Annotated in this window: 22 protein-coding genes; 12 read left to right on the top strand and 10 right to left on the bottom strand. The window is 62.6% G+C overall.

All coding sequences use genetic code 11. The features are described 5' to 3' along the window. Nucleotides 1-36 precede the first annotated feature (36 nt). The 3 genes from PQR62_RS18705 to PQR62_RS18695 all read right to left on the bottom strand — a co-directional run bounded on the left by PQR62_RS18705 (nt 37) and on the right by PQR62_RS18695 (nt 3,796). Nucleotides 37-1,083, bottom strand: a complete 1,047-nt coding sequence (locus tag PQR62_RS18705; protein WP_408159519.1) for a DMT family transporter — start codon at nt 1,081-1,083, stop codon at nt 37-39. Between the two features lie 113 nt (nt 1,084-1,196). Then, nucleotides 1,197-1,904 (bottom strand): aspartate/glutamate racemase family protein, encoded by a 708-nt coding sequence (locus PQR62_RS18700; RefSeq protein WP_408159518.1) that lies wholly within the window; start codon nt 1,902-1,904, stop codon nt 1,197-1,199. 332 nt (nt 1,905-2,236) lie between these two features. After that, nucleotides 2,237-3,796 (bottom strand): GGDEF domain-containing protein, encoded by a 1,560-nt coding sequence (locus PQR62_RS18695; protein WP_408159517.1) that lies wholly within the window; start codon nt 3,794-3,796, stop codon nt 2,237-2,239. A gap of 362 nt (nt 3,797-4,158) precedes the next feature. On the opposite strand from PQR62_RS18695, the gene PQR62_RS18690 reads away from it, so the two are divergent. Both PQR62_RS18690 and PQR62_RS18685 read left to right on the top strand, forming a co-directional pair. Next, on the top strand, nt 4,159-4,530 hold the full coding sequence (locus PQR62_RS18690) for a hypothetical protein (RefSeq protein ID WP_408159516.1): 372 nt from the start codon (nt 4,159-4,161) through the stop codon (nt 4,528-4,530). A gap of 247 nt (nt 4,531-4,777) precedes the next feature. Then, a complete protein-coding gene (locus tag PQR62_RS18685) occupies nt 4,778-5,026 on the top strand; it encodes a hypothetical protein (RefSeq protein ID WP_408159515.1) in 249 nt (82 codons plus the stop codon). Nucleotides 5,027-5,044: 18 nt separating this feature from the next. On the opposite strand, the gene PQR62_RS18680 is transcribed toward PQR62_RS18685, so the two are convergent. Further along, nucleotides 5,045-5,992 (bottom strand): AraC family transcriptional regulator, encoded by a 948-nt coding sequence (locus tag PQR62_RS18680; protein WP_408159514.1) that lies wholly within the window; start codon nt 5,990-5,992, stop codon nt 5,045-5,047. 219 nt (nt 5,993-6,211) lie between these two features. On the opposite strand from PQR62_RS18680, the gene PQR62_RS18675 reads away from it, so the two are divergent. Next, nucleotides 6,212-7,054 carry an oxidoreductase gene (locus tag PQR62_RS18675; protein WP_408159513.1) on the top strand — a complete coding sequence of 281 codons (843 nt, stop codon included), beginning with the start codon at nt 6,212-6,214 and terminating at the stop codon, nt 7,052-7,054. Between the two features lie 91 nt (nt 7,055-7,145). Here the strand turns inward: PQR62_RS18675 and PQR62_RS18670 are convergent, their stop codons facing one another. The 3 genes from PQR62_RS18670 to PQR62_RS18660 form a co-directional block, all read right to left on the bottom strand. Further along, on the bottom strand, nt 7,146-8,786 hold the full coding sequence (locus PQR62_RS18670; protein WP_408159512.1) for a CYTH and CHAD domain-containing protein: 1,641 nt from the start codon (nt 8,784-8,786) through the stop codon (nt 7,146-7,148). A 113-nt stretch (nt 8,787-8,899) separates the two neighbouring features. Further along, a complete protein-coding gene (locus PQR62_RS18665; protein ID WP_408159511.1) occupies nt 8,900-10,423 on the bottom strand; it encodes a SulP family inorganic anion transporter in 1,524 nt (507 codons plus the stop codon). A 395-nt stretch (nt 10,424-10,818) separates the two neighbouring features. Beyond that, nucleotides 10,819-11,724 carry a LysR family transcriptional regulator gene (locus PQR62_RS18660; RefSeq protein WP_408159510.1) on the bottom strand — a complete coding sequence of 302 codons (906 nt, stop codon included), beginning with the start codon at nt 11,722-11,724 and terminating at the stop codon, nt 10,819-10,821. 227 nt (nt 11,725-11,951) lie between these two features. Between PQR62_RS18660 and PQR62_RS18655 the strand changes: the two genes are divergently transcribed. Next, a complete protein-coding gene (locus PQR62_RS18655) occupies nt 11,952-12,701 on the top strand; it encodes an SDR family oxidoreductase (protein WP_408159509.1) in 750 nt (249 codons plus the stop codon). A gap of 31 nt (nt 12,702-12,732) precedes the next feature. Here PQR62_RS18655 and PQR62_RS18650 read toward each other — a convergent pair whose 3' ends face one another. Together PQR62_RS18650 and PQR62_RS18645 are read right to left on the bottom strand one after the other, a co-directional pair. Further along, a complete protein-coding gene (locus tag PQR62_RS18650; RefSeq protein WP_408159508.1) occupies nt 12,733-14,283 on the bottom strand; it encodes an MFS transporter in 1,551 nt (516 codons plus the stop codon). Between the two features lie 83 nt (nt 14,284-14,366). Next, nucleotides 14,367-14,903, bottom strand: a complete 537-nt coding sequence (locus PQR62_RS18645; protein WP_408159507.1) for a GlcG/HbpS family heme-binding protein — start codon at nt 14,901-14,903, stop codon at nt 14,367-14,369. 178 nt (nt 14,904-15,081) lie between these two features. Between PQR62_RS18645 and PQR62_RS18640 the strand changes: the two genes are divergently transcribed. Next, entirely contained in the window at nt 15,082-15,981 is a 900-nt protein-coding gene (locus PQR62_RS18640; protein ID WP_408159506.1) for a LysR substrate-binding domain-containing protein, read from the top strand. Nucleotides 15,982-16,001: 20 nt separating this feature from the next. Here the strand turns inward: PQR62_RS18640 and PQR62_RS18635 are convergent, their stop codons facing one another. Then, a complete protein-coding gene (locus PQR62_RS18635) occupies nt 16,002-16,955 on the bottom strand; it encodes a LysR family transcriptional regulator (protein WP_408159505.1) in 954 nt (317 codons plus the stop codon). 174 nt (nt 16,956-17,129) lie between these two features. Here PQR62_RS18635 and PQR62_RS18630 point away from each other — a divergent pair, with 174 nt between their 5' ends. From PQR62_RS18630 to PQR62_RS18600, 7 genes are all read left to right on the top strand, one after another. Then, nucleotides 17,130-18,137: a zinc-binding alcohol dehydrogenase family protein gene (locus tag PQR62_RS18630; RefSeq protein WP_408159504.1), complete on the top strand. Its 1,008-nt coding sequence runs from the start codon at nt 17,130-17,132 to the stop codon at nt 18,135-18,137. Nucleotides 18,138-18,351: 214 nt separating this feature from the next. Beyond that, complete coding sequence (locus PQR62_RS18625; protein ID WP_408159503.1) at nt 18,352-19,251, top strand: LysR family transcriptional regulator; 900 nt, start codon at nt 18,352-18,354, stop codon at nt 19,249-19,251. A gap of 109 nt (nt 19,252-19,360) precedes the next feature. Then, nucleotides 19,361-20,551 (top strand): CaiB/BaiF CoA transferase family protein, encoded by a 1,191-nt coding sequence (locus PQR62_RS18620; RefSeq protein ID WP_408159502.1) that lies wholly within the window; start codon nt 19,361-19,363, stop codon nt 20,549-20,551. Between the two features lie 16 nt (nt 20,552-20,567). Beyond that, nucleotides 20,568-21,545, top strand: coding sequence for a hydroxymethylglutaryl-CoA lyase (locus tag PQR62_RS18615; protein ID WP_408159501.1), 978 nt, complete (start codon nt 20,568-20,570; stop codon nt 21,543-21,545). After that, nucleotides 21,542-21,925, top strand: coding sequence for a VOC family protein (locus tag PQR62_RS18610; RefSeq protein WP_408159500.1), 384 nt, complete (start codon nt 21,542-21,544; stop codon nt 21,923-21,925). The genes PQR62_RS18615 and PQR62_RS18610 overlap by 4 nt, the downstream gene beginning before the upstream one ends. A gap of 59 nt (nt 21,926-21,984) precedes the next feature. Then, nucleotides 21,985-23,007 (top strand): SMP-30/gluconolactonase/LRE family protein, encoded by a 1,023-nt coding sequence (locus PQR62_RS18605; protein WP_408159499.1) that lies wholly within the window; start codon nt 21,985-21,987, stop codon nt 23,005-23,007. 115 nt (nt 23,008-23,122) lie between these two features. Beyond that, nucleotides 23,123-24,439, top strand: coding sequence for an MFS transporter (locus PQR62_RS18600; protein ID WP_408159498.1), 1,317 nt, complete (start codon nt 23,123-23,125; stop codon nt 24,437-24,439). The last annotated feature ends 91 nt before the right edge of the window (nt 24,440-24,530 follow it).

The raw sequence follows: 24,530 nt of genomic DNA, 5'->3' as shown, positions 1-24,530 counted from the left end.
TCAGGAGGGCCGCAGCCTCCACGGGCGGTGACGCTATCAGTGCGTATGCTGATGATGCGCATCCGGAAAATGCCCGTGAGTATGTTGCAGCCGAGCGTGTCTGTGTACGTGGCGGTGCGGCACGCCCGGCGCAGGCGCATGTACATGTTCATGATCGTGCTGATGATGCTCGTCATGCACGTGTTCGTGCTCGTGTTCTAACGGCTCATGCACATGCAGGTGCTCATGCCGTTCCGACAGATGCAGCCAGATGCCCAGGCCCATCAGCAGGCCGGACAGCAGCAAGGTAGCCGTCAGCGGTTCGCCCGAGAGCAGGCCCAGCAGTGCACCGAAGAACGGCGCGATGGAAAAATAGGCGCCGGTTCTGGCCGTGCCGAGATGGCGCAAGGCCACCACGAACAGGCTCAGGCTGATGCCATAGCCGAGCAGACCGGTCAGCATGATCACGCCGCTTTGCGGCAGCGATGGAAATTGCGCCCCCAGCAACAGCGCAATGCAAAGATTGGTGAGGCCTGAGCTCAGGCCCTTGACCGAGGCAATCCATGCTGCGTCGTTGAGCGATACCTTGCGCGTCAGGTTATTGTCGATGCCCCAGGCCAGGCATGCGCCCAGTATCGCCAGCGAGGGCCAGAGGCTGTCGAAGCCGGCGTCGGCCGGCCAGCTCAAAACCACGGCGCCGGCGACAATGGATAACATTCCCAGCGCAATACGGCGGTCGAAATTCTCCTTGAAGGCCATCCATGCCAGCAAAGCGGTGAAGACGCCCTCGGCGTTCAGCAGCAGCGAAGCTTCGGCTGCGTGCATGCCGCTCAGGCCGGCCATCATCAGCACCGGCGCGACGATGCCGCCGCTGAGGATGGCGCCGGCCAGCCAGCGTCGCTCAACACGCGGCAGGCTGACCGGCGCTGCGCCGATGAGCCGGCGATACAGCGCCAGACCCGCCCCCGATCCCAGATACAGCAAGCCCGCCATGGCCCATGGCGAAGCATGGTCAAGAAAGAATTTGGCTGCCGGCGTCGCGGCACCGAACAGCAGTGCCGCCAGCAGGGCGGCGGAGATACCGGGTTGACTCAGATGGCGCATGGGAAATGTCCGATGACAGAATTGGGCAAAAATGCAGACCGGGAAATTCATTATGCATCATCGGTATGGCCGCAGATGAGCGGCGCTTGGTCTGACCCGGCGGCATCAGGCAATCAGAGATAGGCCTTGGGCAAGGGATAAGCCCATTCACCGCGCTTGCTGGTTTTCAGTCCCAGCCGCACCAGCGCTTCGGCAAAACTGACGGCCGCCGCCACCCCGTCAATCACGGGTACGCCCAGTTCGCGGCTGAGCTCACGGCACAGATCGGCCATGCCGGCGCAGCCGAGCACGATGCAATCCACCTTGTCCTGCGCCAGCGCCAGCCGGCATTCATGCAGGATTGCGGCATAGGCCTGGGATGCCGGATTTTCCAGCTCCAGCACCGCGATTTCGCAGGCGCGGATGTTGCGGCAGGCGCGCTGCATGCCATAGCGTTCCACCAGGTGCGCGGCGATACCGCAGGTGCGTTCCAGCGTGGTGACCACGCTGAAATGCTTGCCGATGAAGCTGGCGGCATGCATCGCCGCTTCCGCAATCCCGATCACCGGGCCGCTGGCCAGTTCGCGTGCGGCCTCCAGCCCCGGGTCGCCGAAACAGGCAATGATGTGGGCGTCGGCGCCGGCGGTTTCCGCGCGGCGGATTTCGGCGAGCAGGCCGGGCTGGCTCATGGCTTCGTCGTAGTGGCCTTCGATGGTGGCCGGGCCGGCGCTCGGATTACAGGCCCAGATTTCAGTGCCGGGCGCGGCCACCAGGCGGGCGCAGGCGCCGATCTTGGCCGTCATGCTGGCGGTGGTGTTGGGATTGACGATGTTGATTTTCATGACGAGCCTCGTTTGTGATTGCGTTTGTGTCTGTAGGTGCTGAGCATGCACGCGCCTGCGCATGTGTTCGCTGTCGCCGCAGTTGTGCCGGATATTCCGGTTTGCCAAAGACGATGGCAAGTGCGCCGGCAACAATTCGCGTTTATTTCAAGGGACCTTCGCCGACTCTCGAGATGCCGGCCTGCCCTGCAGACTGTTCAAGCGAAAAGCATGCCGCCGCACAGGCCACGCGGCTTTGCACAGAGAAGGGCGGCACAGGATTCGGGAGGCAGAATGCAAAACGGACCGGCACGGCATCAGGCCGTGGGGCGGTCCGTCTTGTGATGAGAAGGCTATTTCACCAGATCGCTGGTCTTGATGATCTTGAGATTGCTGGACGTCACTTCGATGCGGTCGCGGCCGTTTTTCTTGGCCTGATACAGCGCCTGGTCGGTCGACTCGATCAGCTCCAGCGCGTTGTCGCTCTTGCGCACCGGCTGCAGTGAACTGATGCCGATGCTCACGGTGACGAAACCGCCGCGGCTGCCCGAATGCGGCAGGCGCTGATCGGCGATGCGCTGGCGCAAGGTGTGTGCCAGCGTGATGGCGCTGTCGAGATCGCAGTCCGGGAGGATCAGTGCAAACTCTTCGCCGCCGTAGCGCGCCGCCAGATCGCGCGGCCGCCGCTGGCAACTCTGGATCGCCAGCGCGATATGTTTCAGGCAATCGTCGCCTTTGGCGTGGCCGTAGACGTCGTTGTAAAGCTTGAAGTTGTCGACGTCGATCAGAATCAGCGAGAGCGCGCCATTGATCTTTGCCAGACGCGGTATTTCGACGCTCAGCGTGCGATCGAAGTGGCGCCGATTGGCAAGTCCGGTGAGGCCGTCGTGCATCGCCAGTTGGGCCAGCGCCACGTTCAGCTCTTCCGACTTTTCACGGGCGCTGCGGGCTTCAAATTCAGAACGCACCTGGCTCTTGATCCGACGCACCATGAGTCGTCCCATGGCCGCCAATACCCCGGCCAGGAATAGCACGCCGATGGTACGGATATAGGCATCGTGGCGCCAGGCGCTCAACACTTCGTCCCTGGCCACTGCGACCGTCACGAACATCGGATAGCGCTGCAGATGGAAAAAACTGTTGATGCGCACCACGCCATCCTGCGACGACTGGATGGTGGCGGTGCCGCTCTGCATCCTGGCGGCGTAATCGCGATAGATGGCCGCATTGGCCAGACTCTTGCCGGTGGTGGAGTCGTGCATCATGTGGCGGACCAGCATGGTGCCGTTGTTGAGTGCAAACAGGATGGCGCCCTGCTGACCTACATCAAAACCTTCGTAGTATTTGCGGAAATAGTCGAAATCCACGGTCGCCAGCACCACGCCCGTGAAGCTGCCGTCGGCGGTCGGGATGCGGCGGCTGATGGTGAAAATCCAGCGGCCGGTCGAGCGGCTTTGCACCGGCGGGCCGACGTATGGTTCCAGGTCAGGATGATCGCGATGGTAAATGAAATAGGCGCGGTCGGCATTGTTGTACTGGGTGGCCAGCGTCGGCTGCGAGTTGACGATCCAGTGGCCCTGCGCATCATAGACAAACACGCCATTGAGCTGCGGCAACTCGCCGACATGCGTGGTCAGCAACTGCCGTATGCGCTTCCTGCCTTTTTCGTCGAGACCGTCTTCGGCGATGTGTTCCAGCAGGCTGATCAGTACCGTATCGGCTTCCTTGAATGTATCGTCCGCATGCTGTGCCAGCGCCTGCGCCATATTCGAAGCGGCGATCGAGGCATCGTTCAGCTGATCTTCACGTGCGGCCCAGGTGCGCCATGCATCCAGTCCGATCAGCGCAACGCAGGCCAGCACCACAAACAGCGTAGCCAGACAGACTGTGGAGCTTTGCTTGGAACGAAACATGAACGCCTCCTCTATTCTTCGCATCGTGAGTCGAACACTGATGCGCCGTGGTGTTGCTTACCCGAATGACCGGATCTGCCGCGCCGGTAATGAAGGTCAGGGAGGAACGCGGCTACGCTGTACCTTGCAGCAACAGTGCTGCTTCGACTCTTCAATATCGATGAAAAGAGGGTAGGAGAAAAGATGCGATTTCGATATCGGGGAATACCTGAATGCCGGGCGGCAATGCAGGCTGGCGCCGGGTCGGATCGGCGCAGATGCATGCCCGCGGCGGCGTGGCGTATCAGGCATTTCCTGATGCGGAAATGGCATCGTTTTGGTTAATCTTCGTCGATACACACAGAAAAGCCGGGAGCCTCGACATGAAGAGCACGACAGATCAGACCGATATCAAGGATCGCAAGCCGCGCGCACTCAAGCGTCTGACGATTCAGCAACTTGAGACGGCCATTTCCGCCGCGCTCTACAAGATCACCGCAGAACGCTACGAGGTGGATATCAGCCGCTTCGATCTGGATGTGGGGGGCAATCTGCTGGTGCATGACAGCGCCACGATAGAGATGCGGGTTGCCTGCGATGGCCAGACCATGTGGAATAGCGATCGCATGAACATGCTCAAGAACGCGCTGCCGGATGTCTTGCCGGTGGGGAAATGCAGTGCGCAAGCTGGCGCCGAGGCCATAGATGCTGCCTCAGCCGTCGCTGTCGGAGACAGTTTGCCGCAGGCCGTTTGAAGTTTGAAAATACCGGCGTTACGCACCGCCGCCTCGCTTTTCCTGTGTTGTTCAGAATCAGAGTTTCTTCTCCGCTCCGCTGCTCCTGCCTCAGCTTGTCGCTCCGTGTGATGCAGAACAATCACATCGCATCCTCTTCAGGAATCACCTGATTCCGCTACCTCTCGTCGCACGATAGACTTGCCCTGATTCCGGTGGTGCGCCTGGCGCATGGCATCCGGATGCAACAGCAGTTGGCGGAGAGCAGATGAAAGAGCAGTCGGGCGATCTCGAAGGGAGTTATCGATGCACCATCGAGGGCAGGAAGTATCAGTATCTGGCGAGCTACAACGGTAGCCGTTCGGTAGACTGGCACGCCACCATACGCTGCGACGACCGCTATATCTGGTCGAGCGGCTCCATTCCTCACAACACCGCCGGCGGCGAACTTCTGCGCGATGCGGTACGCGCGCATGTCTTGTCTTCCATCTGTGGCGCGAGCTTTGTTCCGGGCTGATGGCAGAGGGGGATCGCTTCAGTGCGATGAGACGAATATCGTCGCATCCGCTGCCGGCGGCAGCGCGAAGCTGCGCCGCATGCGATCGCTTTCTTCCACCGGCGTACGGCCGAACAGTCGCTTGAATTCCCTGCTGAATTGCGAGGGACTTTCGTAGCCCACGCGCGCGCAGGCGGCGCCGGCCGTCATGCCATTGCGCACCATCAATAAACGTGCCTGATGCAGGCGGGTCGACTTCAGATATTGCAATGGCGAAGCATCGGTCACGGCCTTGAAGTGGGCGTGAAAACTGGGCACGCTCATGCCGGCCTCCTGCGCCAGCGTTTCTATGCTGAGCGCCTCGGCGTAGCTGGCGTGTATCAGACGGATGGCGCGCGCGATCTTGCCGAACTGGCCTTGCAGCGTCAGCGCCGAGCGCATGGTCGCACTCTGCTTGCCGCTCAGCACCCGAAAATAAATTTCACGCATCAGCGACGGCCCCAGAATGTCGGCCGCCAGCGGATCGTTCATGGCTTCCAGAAAGCGCAGCACCGACTGCGCCAGATCCGGCTCCACCGGCGTCGACATCATGCTGCGCGGTCTGGCATCGCTGGCGCCGACGCGTTCGTCGATTTGCAGCATGAGCTCGGCCACCACCTGAAAATCCAGTCGCAGATAGATCGCCAGCATCGGCGCTTTTTCACTGGCCTCGGTCTCCATCGAAAACGGTACCGGCACCGACACCACCAGATAGTGACGCGCATCGTAGACATAAATTTCGTCGCCGAGATAACCGCGCTTGCGTCCCTGGCAGACGATCACGATGCCTGGCTCATACAGCACCGGCGTGCGTTTCAGCGCCCGGTTGGACCGCAGAAAACGCACATGTTGCAGCGGCGAAAGATTGTAGCCTTCGAGCGGTGTCAGCGCCTCCAGCAAGCTCACCGTGCGTCGCTGGATCTCATCGGAAAGTGATGCTGTCTTCATGTATGCCGGTCCTGTCGGGGAAGAATCTGCACTGTGCCATGCCTCATGCCGATAAGCCAGCGCCTCATAGGATCAGGCAAGCATGTGAGAAGAACCTGCACTTGCTTCCGTGGCAGAAAACGATAATGCATGCATCCGTTCAGGTCGGGAGAAATAGATGTCGCGACCTTGTCGTCTGTTTCAAGTCATTCCGACTTCATCTTTTTTGAAAGAGAAAAAATGAGCACAGCAAAGACTTTTTTCATCACCGGCGTCAGCAGCGGCTTCGGCCATGCACTGGCCAGAGCCGCCATAGAAGCAGGACATCGCGTGATCGGCACCCTGCGCAATGAGAAAGACAGGCAGCGTTTCGAGGTGGAGTACCTGAGCCGGCCGGGGCAGGCGCATGGCGTTCTGCTGGATGTGACCGACTTCGACGCCGTCCCGCGCATCGTGGCCGAGGTCGAGCAAAAGATTGGCCCGGTGGATGTACTGGTCAATAATGCCGGCTACGGCCACGAAGGCATCTTTGAAGAATCAGGCATGGATGAGCTGAAGCGGCAATTCGATGTCAACGTCTTCGGCGCGGTAGCGATGATGAAGGCTTTCGTGCCTTACATGCGTCAGCGCCGTCGTGGCCATCTGATCAATATCACGTCGATGGGCGGCTTCATCACCATGCCGGGCATTGCGTTCTATTGCGGCAGCAAGTTTGCGCTGGAAGGCATTTCGGAGACCTTGCACAAGGAATTGCAAGGCTTCAACATTGCCGTTACGGCGGTGGCGCCGGGTTCATTTCGCACCGATTGGGCCGGCCGCTCCATGACGCGCTCGCCGCGCAGCATTGCCGACTACGATGAGCTGTTCGAACCGATTCGTGAGAGCCGCATGGCGCGCAGCGGCAAGCAACCGGGCGATCCGGCCAAGGCCGCGCAGGCGATTCTGAAGCTGGTGCAAAGCGCGCATCCGCCGGCGCATCTGTTGCTGGGCAGCGATGCGCTGGGATTGGTGCGCGGCAAGCTGGAGCAATTCGACGCCAGTCTGACGGAGTGGGAAGCGCTGACGCGGTCTACCGATGGCTGAGCCCTGATCGCTGCTGCAGATGAAGAAAAGCCCGTCATCAGAAGAGGGTGAGGGGCTTTCTTACGACCGGAGTCGCAGGTGGTTCTGCCGATTACTTGCGCCAGGGCCGGGCGCGCGTCTTCCATTGTGTCCAATGGCGCTGCGCCGCGCGCCGTGCCTGGCCGTCCGAGCGCGCCATGCCGGTAATGTAGCCGCGCACGAATGCGACTTCACTTGCCAGTCTTGCGTGCTCGGCAGATTCCGTCAGCTCGGCCAGCAGTTCTCCGGCGACGGCGAGATCGTTCAGCGTGCCCAGTTCTTGCTGCAAGGTCGAGAGTGTTTTCAGGTAGGGTCTGCTTTTGCTGCCGGCATACAGGGCGCTGAAGAATTCGGTGTCGTAGCGCAGTTTCTTGGCGGCGATACGGGTACGGTGGCGGGCCGATGCTGCGCTGTTGTCGCCATCGTTTGTTGCGGCCTGTTCTGCCTGCAGCATGGCCTTGCCGCGTTTCTGCATGCGCTTGCGATCATGTTCCAGTTGCTGTCCGGCGAAGCGCGACAAGGGGCGCGTCAGATTGCGCAAGGCGTGCGGCGGCATGCCGCTGCGCCATTCGCTGCCGGCCAGCCAGCGGCCGAAGCGCAGCATCAGGCGCGTGTAGTCCGATGAACGCATGGCGGCCGCCGCTGCTTCATGCATCTGGCCGGCGCGAGCTGCTGCCGCCGCGGTCAGCGCAGAGATATCGGTGGCGTCGGCGGTCGCGGCGATCTGCGGCAGCGTGGTGTGACTCAGCACGTCCCAGTCGCGGGCGGCGCCTATCTGTTGCGCCAGTCTGCCGAAGCCCTGATGTAAATCGTCCGGCAGCGCAATCACGCGCTGGAACAGTGTGAAGGCCGAACGCAGGCGTCGCAGGCCGACGCGCAACTGGTGCAGGGTTTCGACCGCGCCGCCTTCGATGTTGGCAAGTTCGTGGGCACCGGCGCTGATGTCGTTGCCTTGAATCTGATCCAGACAATTGCCGATCACCGCCAGGAAAGCCTGCTCCACATTCATCTTGCCCGACAACGACAAAGGCCTGGCTTTCACCACCTTGCGCTGCTTCGGCGCGGGTGCGGCCAGCAGGGCATAGCCGCGCTCTGCCTTGCTGCGATTGCCGATCTGCAGCGGGATGTCATCCAGCAATTGCAGCGCCAGATCGAACAGGGCGCAGGGATTGCCGGACTTGAGTTCCAGTTCGATTTCGCTGATCGGGTCCTGCAAATCCCGATGTTCGACGGCGCCGCGATCGAGTACGAATTCGATCTCGCTGATCTGTTGCCTGTTGGCGTCGGCCAGTTCCAGATCCCATAGCGTGCGTTCGATGCGGGTGCTGAAAATGGGGGCGATATGGTCAGCGACGGCCGGCGCGAAAATGGCCTTTAAGGCCGGCATGCCGTGTTTCAGATCGTCCTGCATCAGGGCTTGCAGCGCATCCATGTCGGGTTGCATGGCGTCCACCGGCGACTCCCATTCATTGCGCTGATGCAGACCGCCGCTGACGCCGCCGCCGGCCTTCAATGTCTGTACGAAACGCTCGCCGATCTGGCGCACGCGCAGCCCGGCGCGACGGCGGCTGATGTCGAAGGCCGGCGTATCGAAATACACGCTCAGTTGCTGTTTGGCGCGCGGCGCCGCGATGGCGTAACGCGCCAGCAGGGGATGTTGCAGCAGCGCCGCCGCATGTTCGGGCGCGATGAGAAGTTTGAGTTCGGTTTCCATGACCGGCTTTCTGATTGATCACTGACAGGGAGAGGGAGGCGCATAGCCTGCGTTGACCTGGCCGCAACCAGGCAGACAACCAGGCAGACAACCAGGCAGACAACCAGGCGCGTTCAGGCATCCTTGAGCATGAGCGCAACACCGGCGCGCTGCAATAGCTTCCGGCAACGCGGCGACAGATTGACTGCCTGCAACTGCTTGCCGGCCTTGGCATAGCGTTCAAACAAGTTTTCCAGCGCCGAGATGCCTGAATGGTCGGCCACGCGCAGATAGCGGCAATCCAGCAGTACATGAACTGGATCGCGCGCACTGTCGAACAGTTCCTGAAAGTGCGTGGTGGAGGCGAAAAACAGGGTGCCGTGCGGCGTGTAGGTCTTGCTTTCGCGGCCTTCTTCATCAGGGCCGGTGCCGATGTCGGCGCGGATGTCGCCGGCGTGCTGCCAGGCGAAGTTGAGCGCGGCGATCACGATGCCGCACAGCACGGCAGTCGCGAGATCGGTGAACACCGTGATGATGGTGACGGCGACGATCACGATGGCGTCGTTGCGCGGAATCTTGCCGAGCACGCGCAGCGAGCCCCAGGCGAAGGTCTGCTGCGCCACCACGAACATCACGCCGACCAGCGCTGCCAGCGGAATGCGTTCGATCAGCGGCGACAGGAACAAAATGAACAGCAGCATCATCACGCCGCTGGTCACGCCCGACAGCCGCGTGCGGCCGCCCGAACTGAGGTTGATCATGGTCTGGCCGATCATGGCGCAACCGCCCATGCCGCCGAACAGGCCGGAGACGATGTTGGCCGCGCCCAGCGCCATGCATTCGCGATTCGGCTGGCCGCGCGTTTCGGTGATCTCATCGGTGAGGTTGAAGGTCAGCAGGGTTTCCAGCAGCCCGACCATGGCCATCAGCGTTGCATACGGCAGCACGATGCGCAGGGTTTCCAGGTTCAGCGGCGCGGTCGGCATGTGAAATACAGGCAGGCCGCCGGCGATGTGCGCCATGTCGCCCAGCGTGCGGGTCGGCAGATGCAGCAACTGGGTCAGCACGCCGACCCCGAGGATTGCCGCCAGCGCCGGCGGCACCGCGCGCGTGAAGCGCGGCAGCACATACACAATCGCCATGGTCAATGCGACCAGCCCTGCCATCACCAGCAGCGGCGTGCCTTGCAGCCAGGGTGCGCCGATGCCGCCGGCGCCGTGCGTGCCGGCGCGGAAATGTTCCAGCTGCGCCATGGCGATGATGATCGCCAGACCGTTGACGAAACCCAGCATCACCGGATGCGGCACCATGCGGATCAGCTTGCCCAGACGCAGCAGGCCGAACAGCACCATGATGATGCCGCCCAGCACCACCGTCAGCAGAAAATACTGCGCGCCGTGCTGCACCACCAGCGCCACGATCACCACCGCCATCGAACCGGCTGCGCCGGAGATCATCCCGGGCCGTCCGCCCAGCAGCGCAGTCATGGTGCAGATGATGAAAGCACCGTACAGGCCCATCAGCGGATTGAGCTGGGCCACCAGCGCGAAGGCGATGCATTCGGGCACCAGCGCGAAGGAGGTGGTCAGGCCGGCCAGCAGGTTGGCGCGCAGATCGGTGAAGGCGCCGCTGCGGCCTTGAAGTGTGGATGTGTTCATGTAGGGTAGGTCGTATTCGGATTCGTTTGCGCGCGGGGCGAGCGCGGAGCAGTCGGCGCCTTGGCGCATCCACGCAAGGCCGGCGCATTGGTATTCAGTGCCTGCTGCAAGACTGGGCCAGAGCCGTTCAGGCGGGAAGCGGATCGCTTGCCGGGCTCGCCGCGTCCGGCTGTTTCGTCCTCACGGTAAGGCTGGGCTGAATGGCTGGGCAATGACTACATCGGTCGCAATGGGGAGATGTGAAAGTAAAGGTACGGCAAGACTGCGCGGTTGCGGCGGCTTGTATTGCTGCCGCCGGCGCCGGGGTCTGTGCTGGCTGTTGCAGCGCGCAATTTTACTGTATTTGCCGTCGTTCTTCCCGCAATCCGGCGGCGTCAGAGCGCTTCAGAGCGGCTTCAGGACGACTCTCGTCCCATCAGATCAGCCACCCAGTCCACCAGTACGCGTACCCGGCGCGATAACTGGCGGTGATGCGGATAGATCACCGACACCGGCATCGGCGGCGGCCGGAACTCGGCCAGCACCTCGCACAGCAGGCCGGTTTCCAGAAATTGCGCGATGTGATAGCGCGGCGCCTGGATCAGCCCGAGGCCGTCGGCGCAGCAGCGGTGGTAGGCCTCGGCGCTGTTGACGGAGACCCGGCCCGGCAGCATCAGGCTGCGCAGTTCGCCGTCGACCATGAAGTCGAAAGGCCAGCGCTTGCCGCTGCTGGCGGAGAAGAAATTGACTGCCTGATGCCCCATGCTCTCCAGCTCATCGGGCGTGCGCGGCAGGCCGTGCTGCTGCAGATACGCCGGACTGGCGCAGGTGACTTGCGTCAGCGAGGCGACCTTGCGCGCCACCAGGCTGGATTCGGGCGGATGGCCGACCCGCAGCACGCAGTCTATGCCTTCGCGCACCAGATCGACGGTGCGGTCGCCCATGCCGATCTCCAGCTCGATGCCGGGATAGCGTTGCAGAAACTGCGGCAGATGCGGCATCAGAAAGTGCATCGCCAGCGTGCCGTGAAAATCGACCCGCAGCAGTCCCTTGGGGCTGGATGCATTGGCGTCGAAGGCGGTTTCGGCTTCTTCCAGATCGGCCATCAGGCGCACGCAGCGCGCGTAATAGGCCTTGCCGTCCAGCGTGGCGCTCACGTGGCGCGTGGTTCGCTGCAGCAGGCGTACGCCCAGCCGCGCCTCCAGTTGCTTGATGCTGTGCGTCACGGTGGCGCGCGGCAGATCGAGGTCGGCGGCTGCCTTGGTGAAGCTCTCCAGCTCGACGATGCGGGTGAAAAGGCGCATGGCCTCGAATCTGTCCATGTTTGCGACCCGGTTTGGAATGGCTTGTTTGTATTGATTGTTGATGGTTTTTGAATAGTAATAGCAATTTAAGCATATTTATTCAAATGGATCGAGGGTGCAGAATGCAGTCACCCGCTCGAGACAGCGCGTGCAAACAAAACTCAGGCGCGTCGGTCAGAGCCATTCAAGCCATTCAAGCCATTCAAGCCATTCAAGCCAATCCATCCAACAGCAAGGAGCAGATCATGCAAACCATACAGAACCCTCAGCAAGTCGCCATCGTCACCGGCGCATCGCGCGGCATCGGCGCCGCCATCGCCGCACGTCTGGCGCGTGCCGGCTACGCCGTGGTGGTCAATTACAGCGGCAGCGCTGCTGAGGCGCAAAAGGTGGTGGACGGCATCGTCGCCGCCGACGGCCAGGCCATCGCGGTGCAGGCCGACGTCGCCGATGCGGTGTCGGTGGAGGCCATGTTCGAACAGGCGCACAACACCTACGGCCGCGTCGATGTGCTGATCAACAATGCCGGCATCATGCCGCCCAATCTGCCGATGCTGGCCGATACCGACGACGCCACCTTCGATCGTCTGATCGCGGTCAACCTCAAGGGCAGTTTCAACACCATGCGCAGCGCCGCCAAACGCATGGCGCAGGGCGGCCGCATCGTCAACTTTTCCACCAGCGTGATCGGTCTGGCCTTGCCCGGCTATTCGGTCTACGCCGCCACCAAGGCCGCCATCGAAGTGATGACCAATATCATGGCCAAGGAATTGCGCGGCAAGCACATCAGGGTCAACGCCATCGCCCCGGGGCCGACCGCCACCGCGCTGTTCCTGAACGGCAAGAGCGAAGAGGTGATCGAACGCATGTCCAAGGCCTCGCCACTGGAACGTCTGGGCACGCCGGAAGATATCGCCGAAGCAGTGGCCTATCTGGCGACGCCCGATAGCTGGATCAACGGCCAGACCTTGCGCGCCAACGGCGGCCTGGTTTGAGCCGGCTGACTGTGTGACTTCGCTTGAATAGTCAGACTGCCTTGCGCATGCAGCGAAACACGATCAGCGCCGCCACCGAAGCGAGCAGTGCGGCGCTGACGAAAACTACGGGGAAGCCGGCGGCATAGGCGTGGCGCATCAGTTGGTGCAAGGGCGTTGCCCACTGCGGATAGCGTGCCAGAGCGCGCTCGATATCGCCGGCGGCCAGATCGGCGGCGAGCTGCGGGGGCAGCGGGCAAGGCAGCTCCCGGATGCTGCACGCCTGTTGTGGCAGCACGTGACGCATGGCGCCGGCCAGCACTGCGCTGAGGCTGGAAAAACCGAGCAGGATGCCGGTGAAGCGCGCCGTGGTGCTGATGCCGGAGGCCATGCCGGCGCGTTGCGGCGGCACCGTGCCCATGATCGCCTTTTGCGTTTCGCCATTGAGCAGGCCGCCGCCGCTGCCGAGCAGCGCCATCGCACAGGCGACCGCCAGATCGCTGCCGCCATCTGCCGCCCAGGCCATCAGCAGATTGCCGGCGGCGACCAGCAGCAATCCCAGAGTCAGAATCCGGCAGGCGTTGAGATAGCGCGCAAGACGGCGCCCCACTTGCGGCAAGATCAGCATGGCCAGCGCAAACGGCAGCATGGCAATGCCGGCCGCCAGCGTGGCATGGCCGCGCGCATTTTGCAGATACAGCGGCAGCAGCGAAGCCATCACTTGCGCCGACGCGGCATAGGCGAACATGGCGGTGACGGCGCCGATGAAGGGGATGGAACGGAACAGCGCGAGATCCAGCATGGGATGCAGACGACGCCGCTCGACCAGAATGAATACGCCGAAAAAGGCCACGCCGCCGATGGCACGACTCAGCGTGCTTAGGCTGAGCCAGCCGGATTCCGGGCCGCCGATCAGCGCCCAGGTCAGCACGAACATGGCAGTGGCAAACAAGGCGATCCCGGCCAGGTCCAGCGTGCGCGGTGTGGGATCGCGCGATTCCTCTATTTGCGTGAGCACGGCAGCCGCCAGCGCTGCACAGATCGGCAGATTGATGTAAAACGCCCAGCGCCAGCCGAACAGGCTGTTGACCACGCCGCCGATCAGCGGCGAGAGCACCATGGTCAGGCCCATGATGCCGCCCCAGACGGCCCAGGCTTGCGCACGTTCGCGCTCGTCATGAAAACCGTGGCCGATGATGGCCAGCGCCGGCGCCAGCAAAAAGGCCGAACCCAGGCCTTGCACCGCGCGCGCCAGGTACAGCAGGCGCGCCGACGGCGCCAGTCCGCAGGCCAGCGAGGCCGCCGCAAACAGCGCAATGCCGCACAGGAAAATGCGACGCCGGCCATAGCGGTCGGCGATGGCGCCGGCCGGCAACAGCAACGCTGCGAAGCACAGCACATAGGCGCTGATCACCCATTGCAGCTCGGCGAAACTGGCGTTCAGTTCACGCGCGATGGTGGGCAGCACGATGCCGACCACATTGGTGTCCAGCACCGTCATGGCGCAGCCCATCGATGCCGTCAGCAACAGCGCTTTGCCGGCGCGCGGGTTTGTCGCACTGCGGTTGTTCGCTGCACTTGCAGCCGCCGAATTGGCTTTCATGTTGGCAAGCTCTTTCTGTTTTTAGCTACCGGGATCCCGAGTCTGATGAAAGTGAGTCAGCGGCGGCCGGCGTCAGGGGGCGATTACTTTTGCGCGATGAATGAAGCCAGTGCCGCCGCGCCGGCCTTGGCGATTTCTTCATCATGCTGCGGCGTGTCGGCCGAGACGCCGATGGCGCCGACCACCACGCCATTGGCGCTGAGCGGCAAGCCGCCGCGCATCAGGGTGTAGCCGCGCGCGGTGATGGCCGCCGGACGCGGGCCGTTGATCGCATCTTCCAGCGCGCCGCTGGGGCGACGGAACAGTGCGGCGGTGCGCGCCTTGCCGGGCGCCAGTTCAACTCCCGCCGGCACTGCCGCGTTATCCATGCGCACCAGCAGAACCGGTGCGCCGCCGGCGTCCACCACCGAGATTACGCAGGGCCAGTTTTCCGCCTTGGCCTTGGCTTCCGCCGCAGCCAGCACCTGCCGTGCTGCGTCCAGCGACAGCGTCGGCTGCAGCGGCAACTCTGCGGCGCCGGCGGGCATGGCGGCGAACGTGCCGAATGCGCCGGCCGCGAAGCTGCATGCCGCCAACAGGGAGCGGGTCTTGAGGGCGAAGGAGGGGTGGGAGATATGCATGTGTGATTCCTGTCTGAATACTGCAGACGGCCTTGGCCGCCGGATTGATGAAGTCAGCGCGCCCCGGTTCATGAGAGCGATGCGCCGTGCTCATTTAAGCAAAAATGCTGATTTGTTTCATTGCCGGTGTTTTGCAAGATAATTAGGTATCAGCTAATTATGGAATCAGGACTCCCGGATGGAATTGCGTCACCTGAAATACTTCATTGCCGTCGCCGAAGAACTGCATTTCGCGCAGGCTGCCGAGCGCCTCGGCATTTCACCGCCGACCTTGACGGTGCAGATTCAGGAGATCGAACGCAGCCTGCAGGCGCGCCTGTTCCTGCGCAGCAAGCGTAGCGTGGCCTTGACCACGGCGGGCGCAGCCTTTCTCGAAGAAGCACGGCAGACGCTGGCGCAGTTCGAGCATGCGCAGCATGTGGGGCGGCGCGCCGGTCGCGGCGAAACCGGGCGGATTGAAATCGGCTATGTCGGCTCGGCGACGTTTTCCGGTGTGTTGCAGCAGCAGTTGCGGCGCTTTCGCCTGGCCTGGCCGGAGGTGGTGCTGAACGCGCGCGAGCTGGTGATGGATGAGCTGCCGGGTCTGATTGAAGAAGGCCGCGTGGATGTCGCCTTCGTGCGTCTGCCCATGCATCTGTCGGCCAGCTTGCAAGTGCAGGTTCTGTGGCGCGACAGCTTTTGCGTGGCGCTGCCGGCCGAACATCCGCTGGCCGGCGTCGATCTCTTGCTGCAACCGGTGAAAGCGCGCGAACTGGCCGAGGCCGCCTTCATCGTGCCGGAGCAGGTGCTGGGCACGCATGAAGTCGGCCGTCGTGGACGATTCGAGCCACGCATCGTCGCCGCGCCCGGCGCTCTGGTCGCGGTGTTGTCGCAGGTGTCGCTGGGCGAGGGCGTGGCGATCGTGCCTGACGTGCTGGCGTCGGCCGTGGCGATGCCGAATGTGGTGTTCCGGCCGCTGGCCGGCAAGCCGGTGACGTCCGAGGTAGCGGCGCTGTTTCGCAAGCGCGAGTTCGCGCCGGCGGTGATGCATTTCATCCGGCAGCTTCAGAACGATGGCAAGGCGGACGGAGTGAACTGAGCAGGCTGACTGAGCCAGGGTCAGCTATGCCGGCGCAGCGTGATTTCTCTTTCCATGTCTTCGCCCAGTGCGCTGAAGCGGCTTTCCAGCAGTGCATGCAATTGCCGCACGGCCGGTGAAAACTGGCGCCGGTGCGGGCACACCATGTGCAGTGGCGTCGGCTCGCAGACATGTTGCGGCAGCAGAATCTGCAAGCGCCGTGCACGCACGTCGGCGCCCACATCCAGCCACGATTTATAGGCGATGCCTTCGCCGCCGACCGCCCAGCGCCGCACGATATCGGCGTCGTCGGTGACCAGCGGCCCGCTGACCGGTATGGTGCTGCCGCCGTCGGCGCGCGCCGCTGGATCGGGATCCGGGAAAAACCATTTGTCGTAGACCCGCCCCTGCAATTGATACAGCAGGCAGGGGTGCTCGCGTAATTGCTCCAGCGTCTGCGGTTCGCCGCGACGGGCCAGATAATCGGGAGATGCCACCAGCACGCGGCGGTTGTGCGGCGCCAGCGGCAGCGCGACGAAACTGGCGTCTTCGCTGCGGCCGTAGCGGATCGCCACATCCACCGGATCGCGAAACACGTCGGCCACCTGATCCGACAGCAGCAGCCGCAGATTGAGTTTCGGATGCGTGCGCCGGAATTCGGACAGCCAGGGCAACAGCACATTGCGCCCGAGGTCGGAAGGCGCTGCCACTTGCAGCGTACCGTTCAGCTCGGCGTCGTCGCCGCGCAATTGTTCCTGTGCCTCGCGCAACGTGGCCAGCGCATCCACCGCGTAAGGCAGATAGCGCTCGCCTTCTTCCGTCAGGCGCAGGCTGCGCGTGGAGCGGGCGAACAGGCGGATATCGAGGTCGCGTTCCAGGCGCTGGATGGCGGCGCTGACCTGGCCGGGCAGCAGATCGACCTCGCGCGCAGCCTGCGAGAAGCTGCCCAGCGCGGCGGAACGGACGAACAGAGTCAGGTCTTCTAGCCTGATCATTTTCACTCCTGAAGTGAAAGTCTTAATCGATTGGATGGATGTTTCCTCTTGCTCATTTTCCTTAATATGAGAACAGATCAATTATTCAAGCCGATTCCGGTATGGTCTGCCGAAGACAATAGTGGCCGGAATTCAGCGATTTGAACTCATTTAACTGAAATGCGAGGAAATAACATGAAAGCGATAGTCTACACGCAGCACGGTTTGCCGATTGCCGACCCACAGTCCCTGTACCTCAGCGACCTGCCGAAGCCGACGCCCGGTGCGCGTGATCTGCTGGTGGAGGTGAAGGCGATTTCGGTCAATCCGGTCGATACCAAGCTGCGCAACAACGTCGCGGTGACAGAGCCGCGCGTGCTGGGATGGGACGTGGCCGGCATCGTGCGCGAAGTCGGCGCCGACGTCACGCTGTTCCGTCCGGGCGACGAAGTGTTCTACGCCGGCTCCATCACCCGGCCGGGTTCCTACAGTGAATTCCATCTGGTCGACGAACGCATCGTCGGGCGCAAACCGGCCACGCTGGAGTTCGCCGCCGCTGCGGCCTTGCCGCTGACCTCGATCACCGCCTGGGAGCTGTTGTTTGACCGCGTCGCCGTGCCGGAAGACGGCGGTCAGGGCAAGCGCCTGCTGATCATCGGCGCAGCCGGCGGCGTCGGCTCCATCCTGACTCAACTGGCGCGCAAGCTGACGCGCCTGACCGTGATCGGCACCGCCTCGCGCAAGGAAACCGCGCAATGGGCGGGCGAGCTCGGCGCGCATCACGTGATCGACCACAGTCAGCCGCTCAAGCCGCAACTGGCGACGCTGGGTTTCAAGGATGTCGACATCGTCATCAGCCTGACCCAGACCGGCCAGCACTATGCCGAGATCGTCGATATGCTTGCGCCGCAAGGCAAGTTCGCGCTGATCGACGACCCGGCCACGCTGGATGCGCTGCCGCTCAAGCGCAAGAGCATTTCGCTGCACTGGGAGCTGATGTTTACGCGCGCCATCTTTGAAACCGACGACATGATCCGCCAGCATGAGTTGCTGCAGCGGGTGGCGCAGCTGGTAGACGACGGTGTGATCAAGACCACGCTGGCCGAACATTTCGGCAAGATCGATGCCGATAATCTGCGACGTGCGCACGCGCTGATCGAAAGCGGCAAGGCGCGCGGCAAGATCGTATTGGAAGGTTTCTGAGGAATCTGAAAAACTGTCGGCATCAAGCCGGTAGCAGCGGCCTGATATTGGCTTGAATAAAAAGGGCGATCCGTGGCGGTCGCCTTTTTTCATTGCGCTTCGAGTTGCTGGACCGCGGCTGGTCGCATGCATTTTGAGGGCAAGAAAATGGCTGTGCGCCCGATCCGTATAATCACCGGCATCCCTTAATTGCATTCCTTCTTCCGGTGAGCAGATGATCAACCCCGCGCACTTCGACCTTCAATCGCTGAGGATTTTTCTGCTGGTGGCGGATTCCGGCAGTCTGACCCGTGCGGCGGAGCGCGCGCATATGACCTTGTCCGCAGTGAGCAAGCGCATCGGCGAGCTGGAAAAGAACATCGACTGTGAATTGCTGGTGCGCCTGCCGCGCGGAATCGAGCTGACGCCGGCGGGCGTCGGTCTGCTGGAGCATGCGCGGCGCGTGGTGGATCAGGTCAATCGCATGGCCGGCGAAATGGGCGACTATGCGGTCGGCGTGCGCGGCCACGTGCGCATGTGGGTCAACACCTCGGCCGTGGTGCAGTTTCTGCCGCACGATCTGCCCGCCTTTCTGGCTGACAACCCGGGCGTACATATCGGCCTGGAGGAAAAGCTGAGCAGCGAAATCATCGAGGCGCTGGGCCATGGTCGCGCCGACGTCGGCGTATTTGCCGACAATGTGCCGGCCCCGGGAATCGAAAAGCGGCCTTACCGCAGCGACCGCCTGGTCTTGCTGGTGCCACGCGGGCATGCTCTGGATGGCCGTACGGAAGCGGCTTTCGTCGAAACGCTGGAATACGACTACGTCGGGCTGAACGAAGGCAGTTCCCTGCTGGCCCGGCTGGTCAATGCCGCCGTCGCCGCCGAAAAGACCCTGCGTATCCGGATTCAGGTCAGCAGCTTCGACGGCATCTGCCGCATGATTGAAGCAGGACTGGGCATAGGCATCCTGCCGCTGGCGGCGGTACGTCCTGAAATTCTCGGCGCGCGCCTGAGCGCCATCAATCTTTCGGACGGCTGGGCCAGTCGCACTCTGTGGGTGGGCAAATCGGCCGCCGCTGTGCATCCCGAGGCGGTGCGCATGTTCAGTTTCCTCGCAGCGCAATACGAATAGCGCTGTTACGACCCTTTCCGTTCTGGAAAGGGTCTTGTACAAAATCGACATTTTCGGGCGCGGGCGACGGGTCCATCATGGTGCTATGAATGACCAAGTTGGAGTATGCATGTCCAAACCTCTAGACGGTATCCGCGTGCTGGAACTGGGCCAGCTGATCGCCGGCCCGTTTGCGGCCAAGATGCTGGGTGAGTTCGGCGCCGATGTGATCAAGGTGGAGCCGCCCGGCACCGGCGATCCCCTGCGCAAATGGCGCCTGCTGCATGAGGGCACTTCAGTCTGGTGGGCCGCGCAGTCGCGCAACAAACGCTCGCTGACGCTGGACCTGCGGCAGGCCGAAGCGCAGGACGTGATCCGGCAGCTGGTGCGCGAGACCGATGTGCTGGTCGAGAATTTTCGCCCCGGCATGCTGGAAGAGTGGGGCCTGGGCTGGGAGGTCTTGCGCGATATCAATCCGCGGCTGGTGATGCTGCGTGTGTCCGGCTACGGGCAGACCGGGCCCTATCGGGATCGTCCGGGTTTTGGCGTCATCGGTGAAGCCATGGGCGGCCTGCGCCACCTGAGCGGCGAGCCGGGGCGCACGCCGGTGCGCGTGGGCGTCTCGATCGGCGATTCGCTATCGGCGCTGCATGGCGTGATCGGCATCCTGCTGGCCTTGCGCCAGCGCGACCAGCATGGCGGCGAAGGCCAGATGATTGACGTCGCCTTGTACGAATCGGTATTCAACATGATGGAAAGCCTGTTGCCTGAGCACTCTGTGTTCGGTGCGGTGCGCCAGCCTGCCGGCAGCAGTCTGCCGGGCATCGCACCCAGCAATGCCTATCGCTGCGCGGATGGCAAATATGCCTTGATCGCCGGCAATGGCGACAGCATCTTTCGCCGTCTGATGGAAGCCATCGGCCGCAACGATCTGGCCGAGGATCCGGCGCTGGCGCACAACGATGGGCGCGTCAAACAGGTACAACGCATCGACGACGCAATCGGCGAATGGACGGCGCAACATGGTCTGGATGACGTGCTGGACGCGCTCAACCGGGCGCGCATTCCCTCGGGCAAGATTTACGACATCGCCGACATCGCCGGCGACCCTCACTATCAGGCGCGCGGCATGCTGCTGGACGCTCAGCTGGACGACGGCACCCCGGTCCGCTTGCCCGGCGTGCTGCCCAAGCTGAGTGCGACGCCGGGAAGTGTAGAGCGTCCGGCCCCGCGTCTGGGGCAGCATACCGATGAAATTCTCGCCGGGCTGGGTATTGCGGAAGACACCCGCGCCGCCTGGCGCGAGCGCAACATCATCTGAAATGAGGAAAATGGCCATGGCCCATCAATCGAACAGTAGCTCTCAAGGCAAGCGCATTTACATCCAGGAAGTCGCCACGCGTGACGGGTTTCAGAACGAAGCGAGCTTCATCGAGACGGCCGACAAGGTGGCGCTGATCGACAGCCTGTCCGCCTGCGGTTTCGCCAAGGTGGAAGCCACTTCCTTCACGTCGCCACGCGCCATTCCGGCGCTGCGCGACGCCGAGGCGGTGATGCATCAGATCCACCGCGCGCCCGGTGTGGTGTACACGGTGCTGGTGCCGAATGTACGCGGCGCCGAACGCGCGATGTCGTGCAAGGTGGATGAAGTCAATCTGGTGATGTCGGTCAGCGAGAGTCACAACCGCGCCAATTTGCGCATGAGCCGCGAGCAATCCTTTGCGCAACTGAAAGATGTGGTGAGCGCCGTGCGCGAGTCCGGCGTGGCCATCAACGTCTCGCTCTCGACCGTATTCGGCTGCCCGATGGAAGGCGATGTCGACGAGGCTGAAGTGCTGCGCTGGATGGCGCGTTTTGCCGAGCTCGGCGTGCATGGCTTCACCTTGTGCGATACCACCGGCATGGCCTACCCGAGTCAGGTCGAGCAACTGTGCGGGCATGCCGCAAACGTATTTCCGCAACACGAACTCACGCTGCATTTTCACAATACCCGCGGCATGGCGCTGGCCAATGTACTGGCGGCGATCGCGGCCGGCATCGACCGTTTCGATTCATCGCTGGGCGGCCTGGGGGGATGCCCTTATGCGCCCGGCGCCACCGGTAACGTCTGCACCGAAGACATGGTGCATATGCTGCAGCTGATGGGCTATGACACCGGCATCGATTTGCCCGCGCTGCTGCAAGCCGCCGCGCGTTTGCCCGGCCTGATCGGACACGACGTGCCCAGCCAGGTGCTTAAGGCCGGCCGTCGTCTGGATCTGCATGCGCGTCCGGATTATCTGGACGAAGCTGAACGCAGCAAGGAGTTGGCATGAGCCTGATCGATCATCTCGACCATCTGGTACTGACCACTGTCGACCCGGCGGCCAGCGAGCACTTCTATGTCGATGTGCTTGGCATGCAACTGGAAGCTTTCGGCGAGGGCCGCAAGGCTTTCCGCTTCGGCAATCAGAAGATCAATCTGCATGTGCGCGGAAAGGAATTCGAACCGAAGGCGCATCTGCCGGTGCCGGGCGCACTGGACTTGTGTTTCATCGCCGCCGTGCCGCTGGAGCAGGTGATTGCCCGGCTCAAGGAAAAGCAGTGGCCGATCATTGAAGGTCCGGTGATGCGCACCGGCGCCACGCAAAAAATACGTTCGGTATATGTGCGCGATCCGGATCTGAACCTGATCGAGATATCGGAACTGGCATGAAAGAATTCGCCGCCTGCAGCCAAGCGCACGGGCGGCGTTATTACATCAGGAGGAGACCCATGAAAAAAGAATCAGCCTATCCCTTGCCACGCGACTATCGCCTCGCCTTTGAAGATCTGCGGGTGGTGGCGCGCGGCGTCAAGCGTCCCGAATGTGTGCTGGCATTGGCCAGCGGCGAGTTGCTGGCCTCGCACGGCGAAGGCGGATACAGCCGGGTGCTGTCTGATGGCAGCGTGCACCATGTGCTGCCGGCAGCCGGCCGCGGGGCGACGGCCGCGCGTAGCTATGTGCCCAACGGCATCGCGCTGGCGCCCGATGGCCGTGTGCTGTTTGCCGACCTCGGCGCCCATCACGGCGGGATTTTCGCGTTGGCATCTGATGGCGCACTGGAATGCCTGGTGCACAGCGTAGGCGGCGGTCCGATTGCGCCCAGCAACTACGTCACGGTCGACGCCGGCGGCACCTTATGGCTGACTGTCAGCACGCGTCGCAGCCCGCGCAGCGAGGCCTGGACGCCGACCGTGAACGACGGCTACATCGCCGTGCAGGACAAGGACGGCGTACGCATCCTCGCCGATGGTCTCGGCTACACCAACGAGGTGGCGTTTTCACCGGACGGCCGCTGGCTTTATGTGAACGAGACCTACGCCCAATGCGTCAGTCGTTTCGAGTTGCGGCCCGGGCCGGCGCTGGGCCCGAAAGAGATTGTGGCGCGGCTGGGCGGCGCCAATCTGCCTGACGGTCTGACTTTCGATGCCCACGGCGGGCTATGGCTGAGCTGCATCGCCAGCAATCGCCTGATATTGCTGCGCCCGGATGGCGAGCTGCAGACGATACTGGAAGACACCGATCCCGCGCACGAAGAACTCGTCATGCACGGCGTAAAGACTGCAAGCCTGCAGCACGCCACCATGCAAACCGCAGGCCGTTCCCGGCTCGGCAATATCTCAAGTCTGGCGTTCGGCGGACCTGATTTGCGCACCGCTTATCTGGGCTGTCTGCTGGACGATGTCATCCGCGCCTTTGATTGCCCGCTGCCGGGATTGCCGACCGCGCACTGGCGGAGAAGCGTGGCCGCCTGAGCCGCAGCACGCAACGAAAAAAGGGCAGTGGCAGCACCAGGAAATACGCGCCGCGTGACGGCAGCAATAGAAAAACAATCAAAAATAATCAAGACCATCAGGAGAAGGAGACATCATGTCCGACATCGAACGCAACACCATGCGCAAGGTCATCCGGCGTTTCGCGCCGCTGTTGACCATCTGCTTTATCGCGGCCTTTCTCGACCGCGTCAACGTCGGCTTCGCCGCCATCACCATGAACCGGGATCTGGGCATGAGTTCCGCCGCCTTCGGACTCGGCGCCGGGCTTTTTTTCCTCGGCTATTTCATCTTTGAAGTGCCGTCCAACATGGCGCTGGAGCGTTTCGGCGCGCGTCTGTGGATCGCGCGCATCATGCTGAGCTGGGGCATCCTGTCCGGCGCCACGGCCTTCGTCCAGACCGAAACCGGTTTCTATGTCGTGCGGGTATTGCTGGGGATTGCCGAGGCCGGATTCTTCCCCGGCGTGATTTTCTTCCTCACGCTCTGGCTGCCCAAATCCTATCGCGCCGGCGTGGTCGGATCGTTCATGGCGGCCATGCCGCTGGCCAGTGTGTTCGGTTCTCCGGTGTCGGGTTTGCTGATGTCGCTGGATGGCATGTTCGGCATGCACGGCTGGCAGCTCATGTTCCTGATCGAAGCGGTGCCCTCCATCGTGCTGGCGTTTGTGGTGCTGAAGGTCTTGCGCGATTCGCCGGACGATGCGGAATGGCTCAGCGCGGCCGAAAAAAACTGGCTCAAGAACACGCTGGAGCAGGAGCGCCGCGAGCATCAGGTGGTGGTCAGCCAGGGCTTCATGAACATCGTGCGCAGCCCGGTGATCTGGTGTCTGGCCGTGGCCTATTTCGGCGTCACGGGTTTCAATTACGGCATGAGTTTTTTTCTGCCGCAGATCGTCAAGGGCTTTGACCTGAGCTTGATCCAGACCGGCTTCGTCAGTGCCTTGCCGTTCGTCGCCGGCGCGCTCGGCATGATCTGGTGGAGCAAGCGTTCCGACCGCACCGGCGAGCGCCGTTTTCACACCATCTTTCCGCTGGTGCTGGCCGTGATCGGACTCGGCGGCTCCACGCTGGCGGCGCTGCCGGTATTGAAACTGGCCTTGCTATGCCTGGCCAGCTTTGGCGTGTTTTCTGCCTTGCCGGTGTTCTGGACTCTGCCGCCGACCATCCTTGGCCCGTCGGCGCTGGCAGCCGGCATCGCCGCGATCAACTCCATCGGCAATCTCTCCGGCTTCGTGAATCCCTACATCGTCGGCAAGGTCAAGGATGTCACGGGCAGCTTCAATGGCGGGCTGCAGGTGATCGCGCTATTCGGCGTGGTCGCCATTGCCATCCTGTTCGTCATCACCGGCCGCCACCAGCAGCGAAAAGATGCTGCCGGCAGCTCAAGGTTTGCAGCGGAACGCCATGGCTGACAAAGCCGATAGAAGCATCCGCCTGATACCTCGCTTGCCGCTGACCTTGGTGGCAACTTGATGCCTTGACTCAAGCCAGACTCGCCAACAA

It is taken from the genome of Herbaspirillum lusitanum (assembly GCF_046025995.1).
Classification (GTDB): Bacteria; Pseudomonadota; Gammaproteobacteria; order Burkholderiales; family Burkholderiaceae_D; genus Herbaspirillum; species Herbaspirillum lusitanum_A.
The sequence above is the reverse complement of the archived record's forward strand: the minus strand, read 5'-3'. Positions and strand labels throughout refer to the sequence as shown.

Excerpts from the sequence above, each read along its gene's own strand:
- PQR62_RS18620 (WP_408159502.1), top strand. The coding sequence starts at position 19,361 with ATGTCCAAACCTCTAGACGGTATCCGCGTGCTGGAACTGGGCCAGCTG.
- PQR62_RS18650 (WP_408159508.1), bottom strand. The coding sequence starts at position 14,283 with ATGAAAGCCAATTCGGCGGCTGCAAGTGCAGCGAACAACCGCAGTGCG.
- PQR62_RS18675 (WP_408159513.1), top strand. The coding sequence starts at position 6,212 with ATGAGCACAGCAAAGACTTTTTTCATCACCGGCGTCAGCAGCGGCTTC.
- PQR62_RS18635 (WP_408159505.1), bottom strand. The coding sequence starts at position 16,955 with ATGATCAGGCTAGAAGACCTGACTCTGTTCGTCCGTTCCGCCGCGCTG.
- PQR62_RS18680 (WP_408159514.1), bottom strand. The coding sequence starts at position 5,992 with ATGAAGACAGCATCACTTTCCGATGAGATCCAGCGACGCACGGTGAGC.
- PQR62_RS18685 (WP_408159515.1), top strand. The coding sequence starts at position 4,778 with ATGAAAGAGCAGTCGGGCGATCTCGAAGGGAGTTATCGATGCACCATC.
- PQR62_RS18610 (WP_408159500.1), top strand. The coding sequence starts at position 21,542 with ATGAGCCTGATCGATCATCTCGACCATCTGGTACTGACCACTGTCGAC.
- PQR62_RS18625 (WP_408159503.1), top strand. The coding sequence starts at position 18,352 with ATGATCAACCCCGCGCACTTCGACCTTCAATCGCTGAGGATTTTTCTG.
- PQR62_RS18700 (WP_408159518.1), bottom strand. The coding sequence starts at position 1,904 with ATGAAAATCAACATCGTCAATCCCAACACCACCGCCAGCATGACGGCC.
- PQR62_RS18695 (WP_408159517.1), bottom strand. The coding sequence starts at position 3,796 with ATGTTTCGTTCCAAGCAAAGCTCCACAGTCTGTCTGGCTACGCTGTTT.
- PQR62_RS18665 (WP_408159511.1), bottom strand. The coding sequence starts at position 10,423 with ATGAACACATCCACACTTCAAGGCCGCAGCGGCGCCTTCACCGATCTG.
- PQR62_RS18605 (WP_408159499.1), top strand. The coding sequence starts at position 21,985 with ATGAAAAAAGAATCAGCCTATCCCTTGCCACGCGACTATCGCCTCGCC.
- PQR62_RS18690 (WP_408159516.1), top strand. The coding sequence starts at position 4,159 with ATGAAGAGCACGACAGATCAGACCGATATCAAGGATCGCAAGCCGCGC.
- PQR62_RS18670 (WP_408159512.1), bottom strand. The coding sequence starts at position 8,786 with ATGGAAACCGAACTCAAACTTCTCATCGCGCCCGAACATGCGGCGGCG.
- PQR62_RS18600 (WP_408159498.1), top strand. The coding sequence starts at position 23,123 with ATGTCCGACATCGAACGCAACACCATGCGCAAGGTCATCCGGCGTTTC.
- PQR62_RS18660 (WP_408159510.1), bottom strand. The coding sequence starts at position 11,724 with ATGGACAGATTCGAGGCCATGCGCCTTTTCACCCGCATCGTCGAGCTG.
- PQR62_RS18705 (WP_408159519.1), bottom strand. The coding sequence starts at position 1,083 with ATGCGCCATCTGAGTCAACCCGGTATCTCCGCCGCCCTGCTGGCGGCA.
- PQR62_RS18645 (WP_408159507.1), bottom strand. The coding sequence starts at position 14,903 with ATGCATATCTCCCACCCCTCCTTCGCCCTCAAGACCCGCTCCCTGTTG.
- PQR62_RS18640 (WP_408159506.1), top strand. The coding sequence starts at position 15,082 with ATGGAATTGCGTCACCTGAAATACTTCATTGCCGTCGCCGAAGAACTG.
- PQR62_RS18630 (WP_408159504.1), top strand. The coding sequence starts at position 17,130 with ATGAAAGCGATAGTCTACACGCAGCACGGTTTGCCGATTGCCGACCCA.
- PQR62_RS18615 (WP_408159501.1), top strand. The coding sequence starts at position 20,568 with ATGGCCCATCAATCGAACAGTAGCTCTCAAGGCAAGCGCATTTACATC.
- PQR62_RS18655 (WP_408159509.1), top strand. The coding sequence starts at position 11,952 with ATGCAAACCATACAGAACCCTCAGCAAGTCGCCATCGTCACCGGCGCA.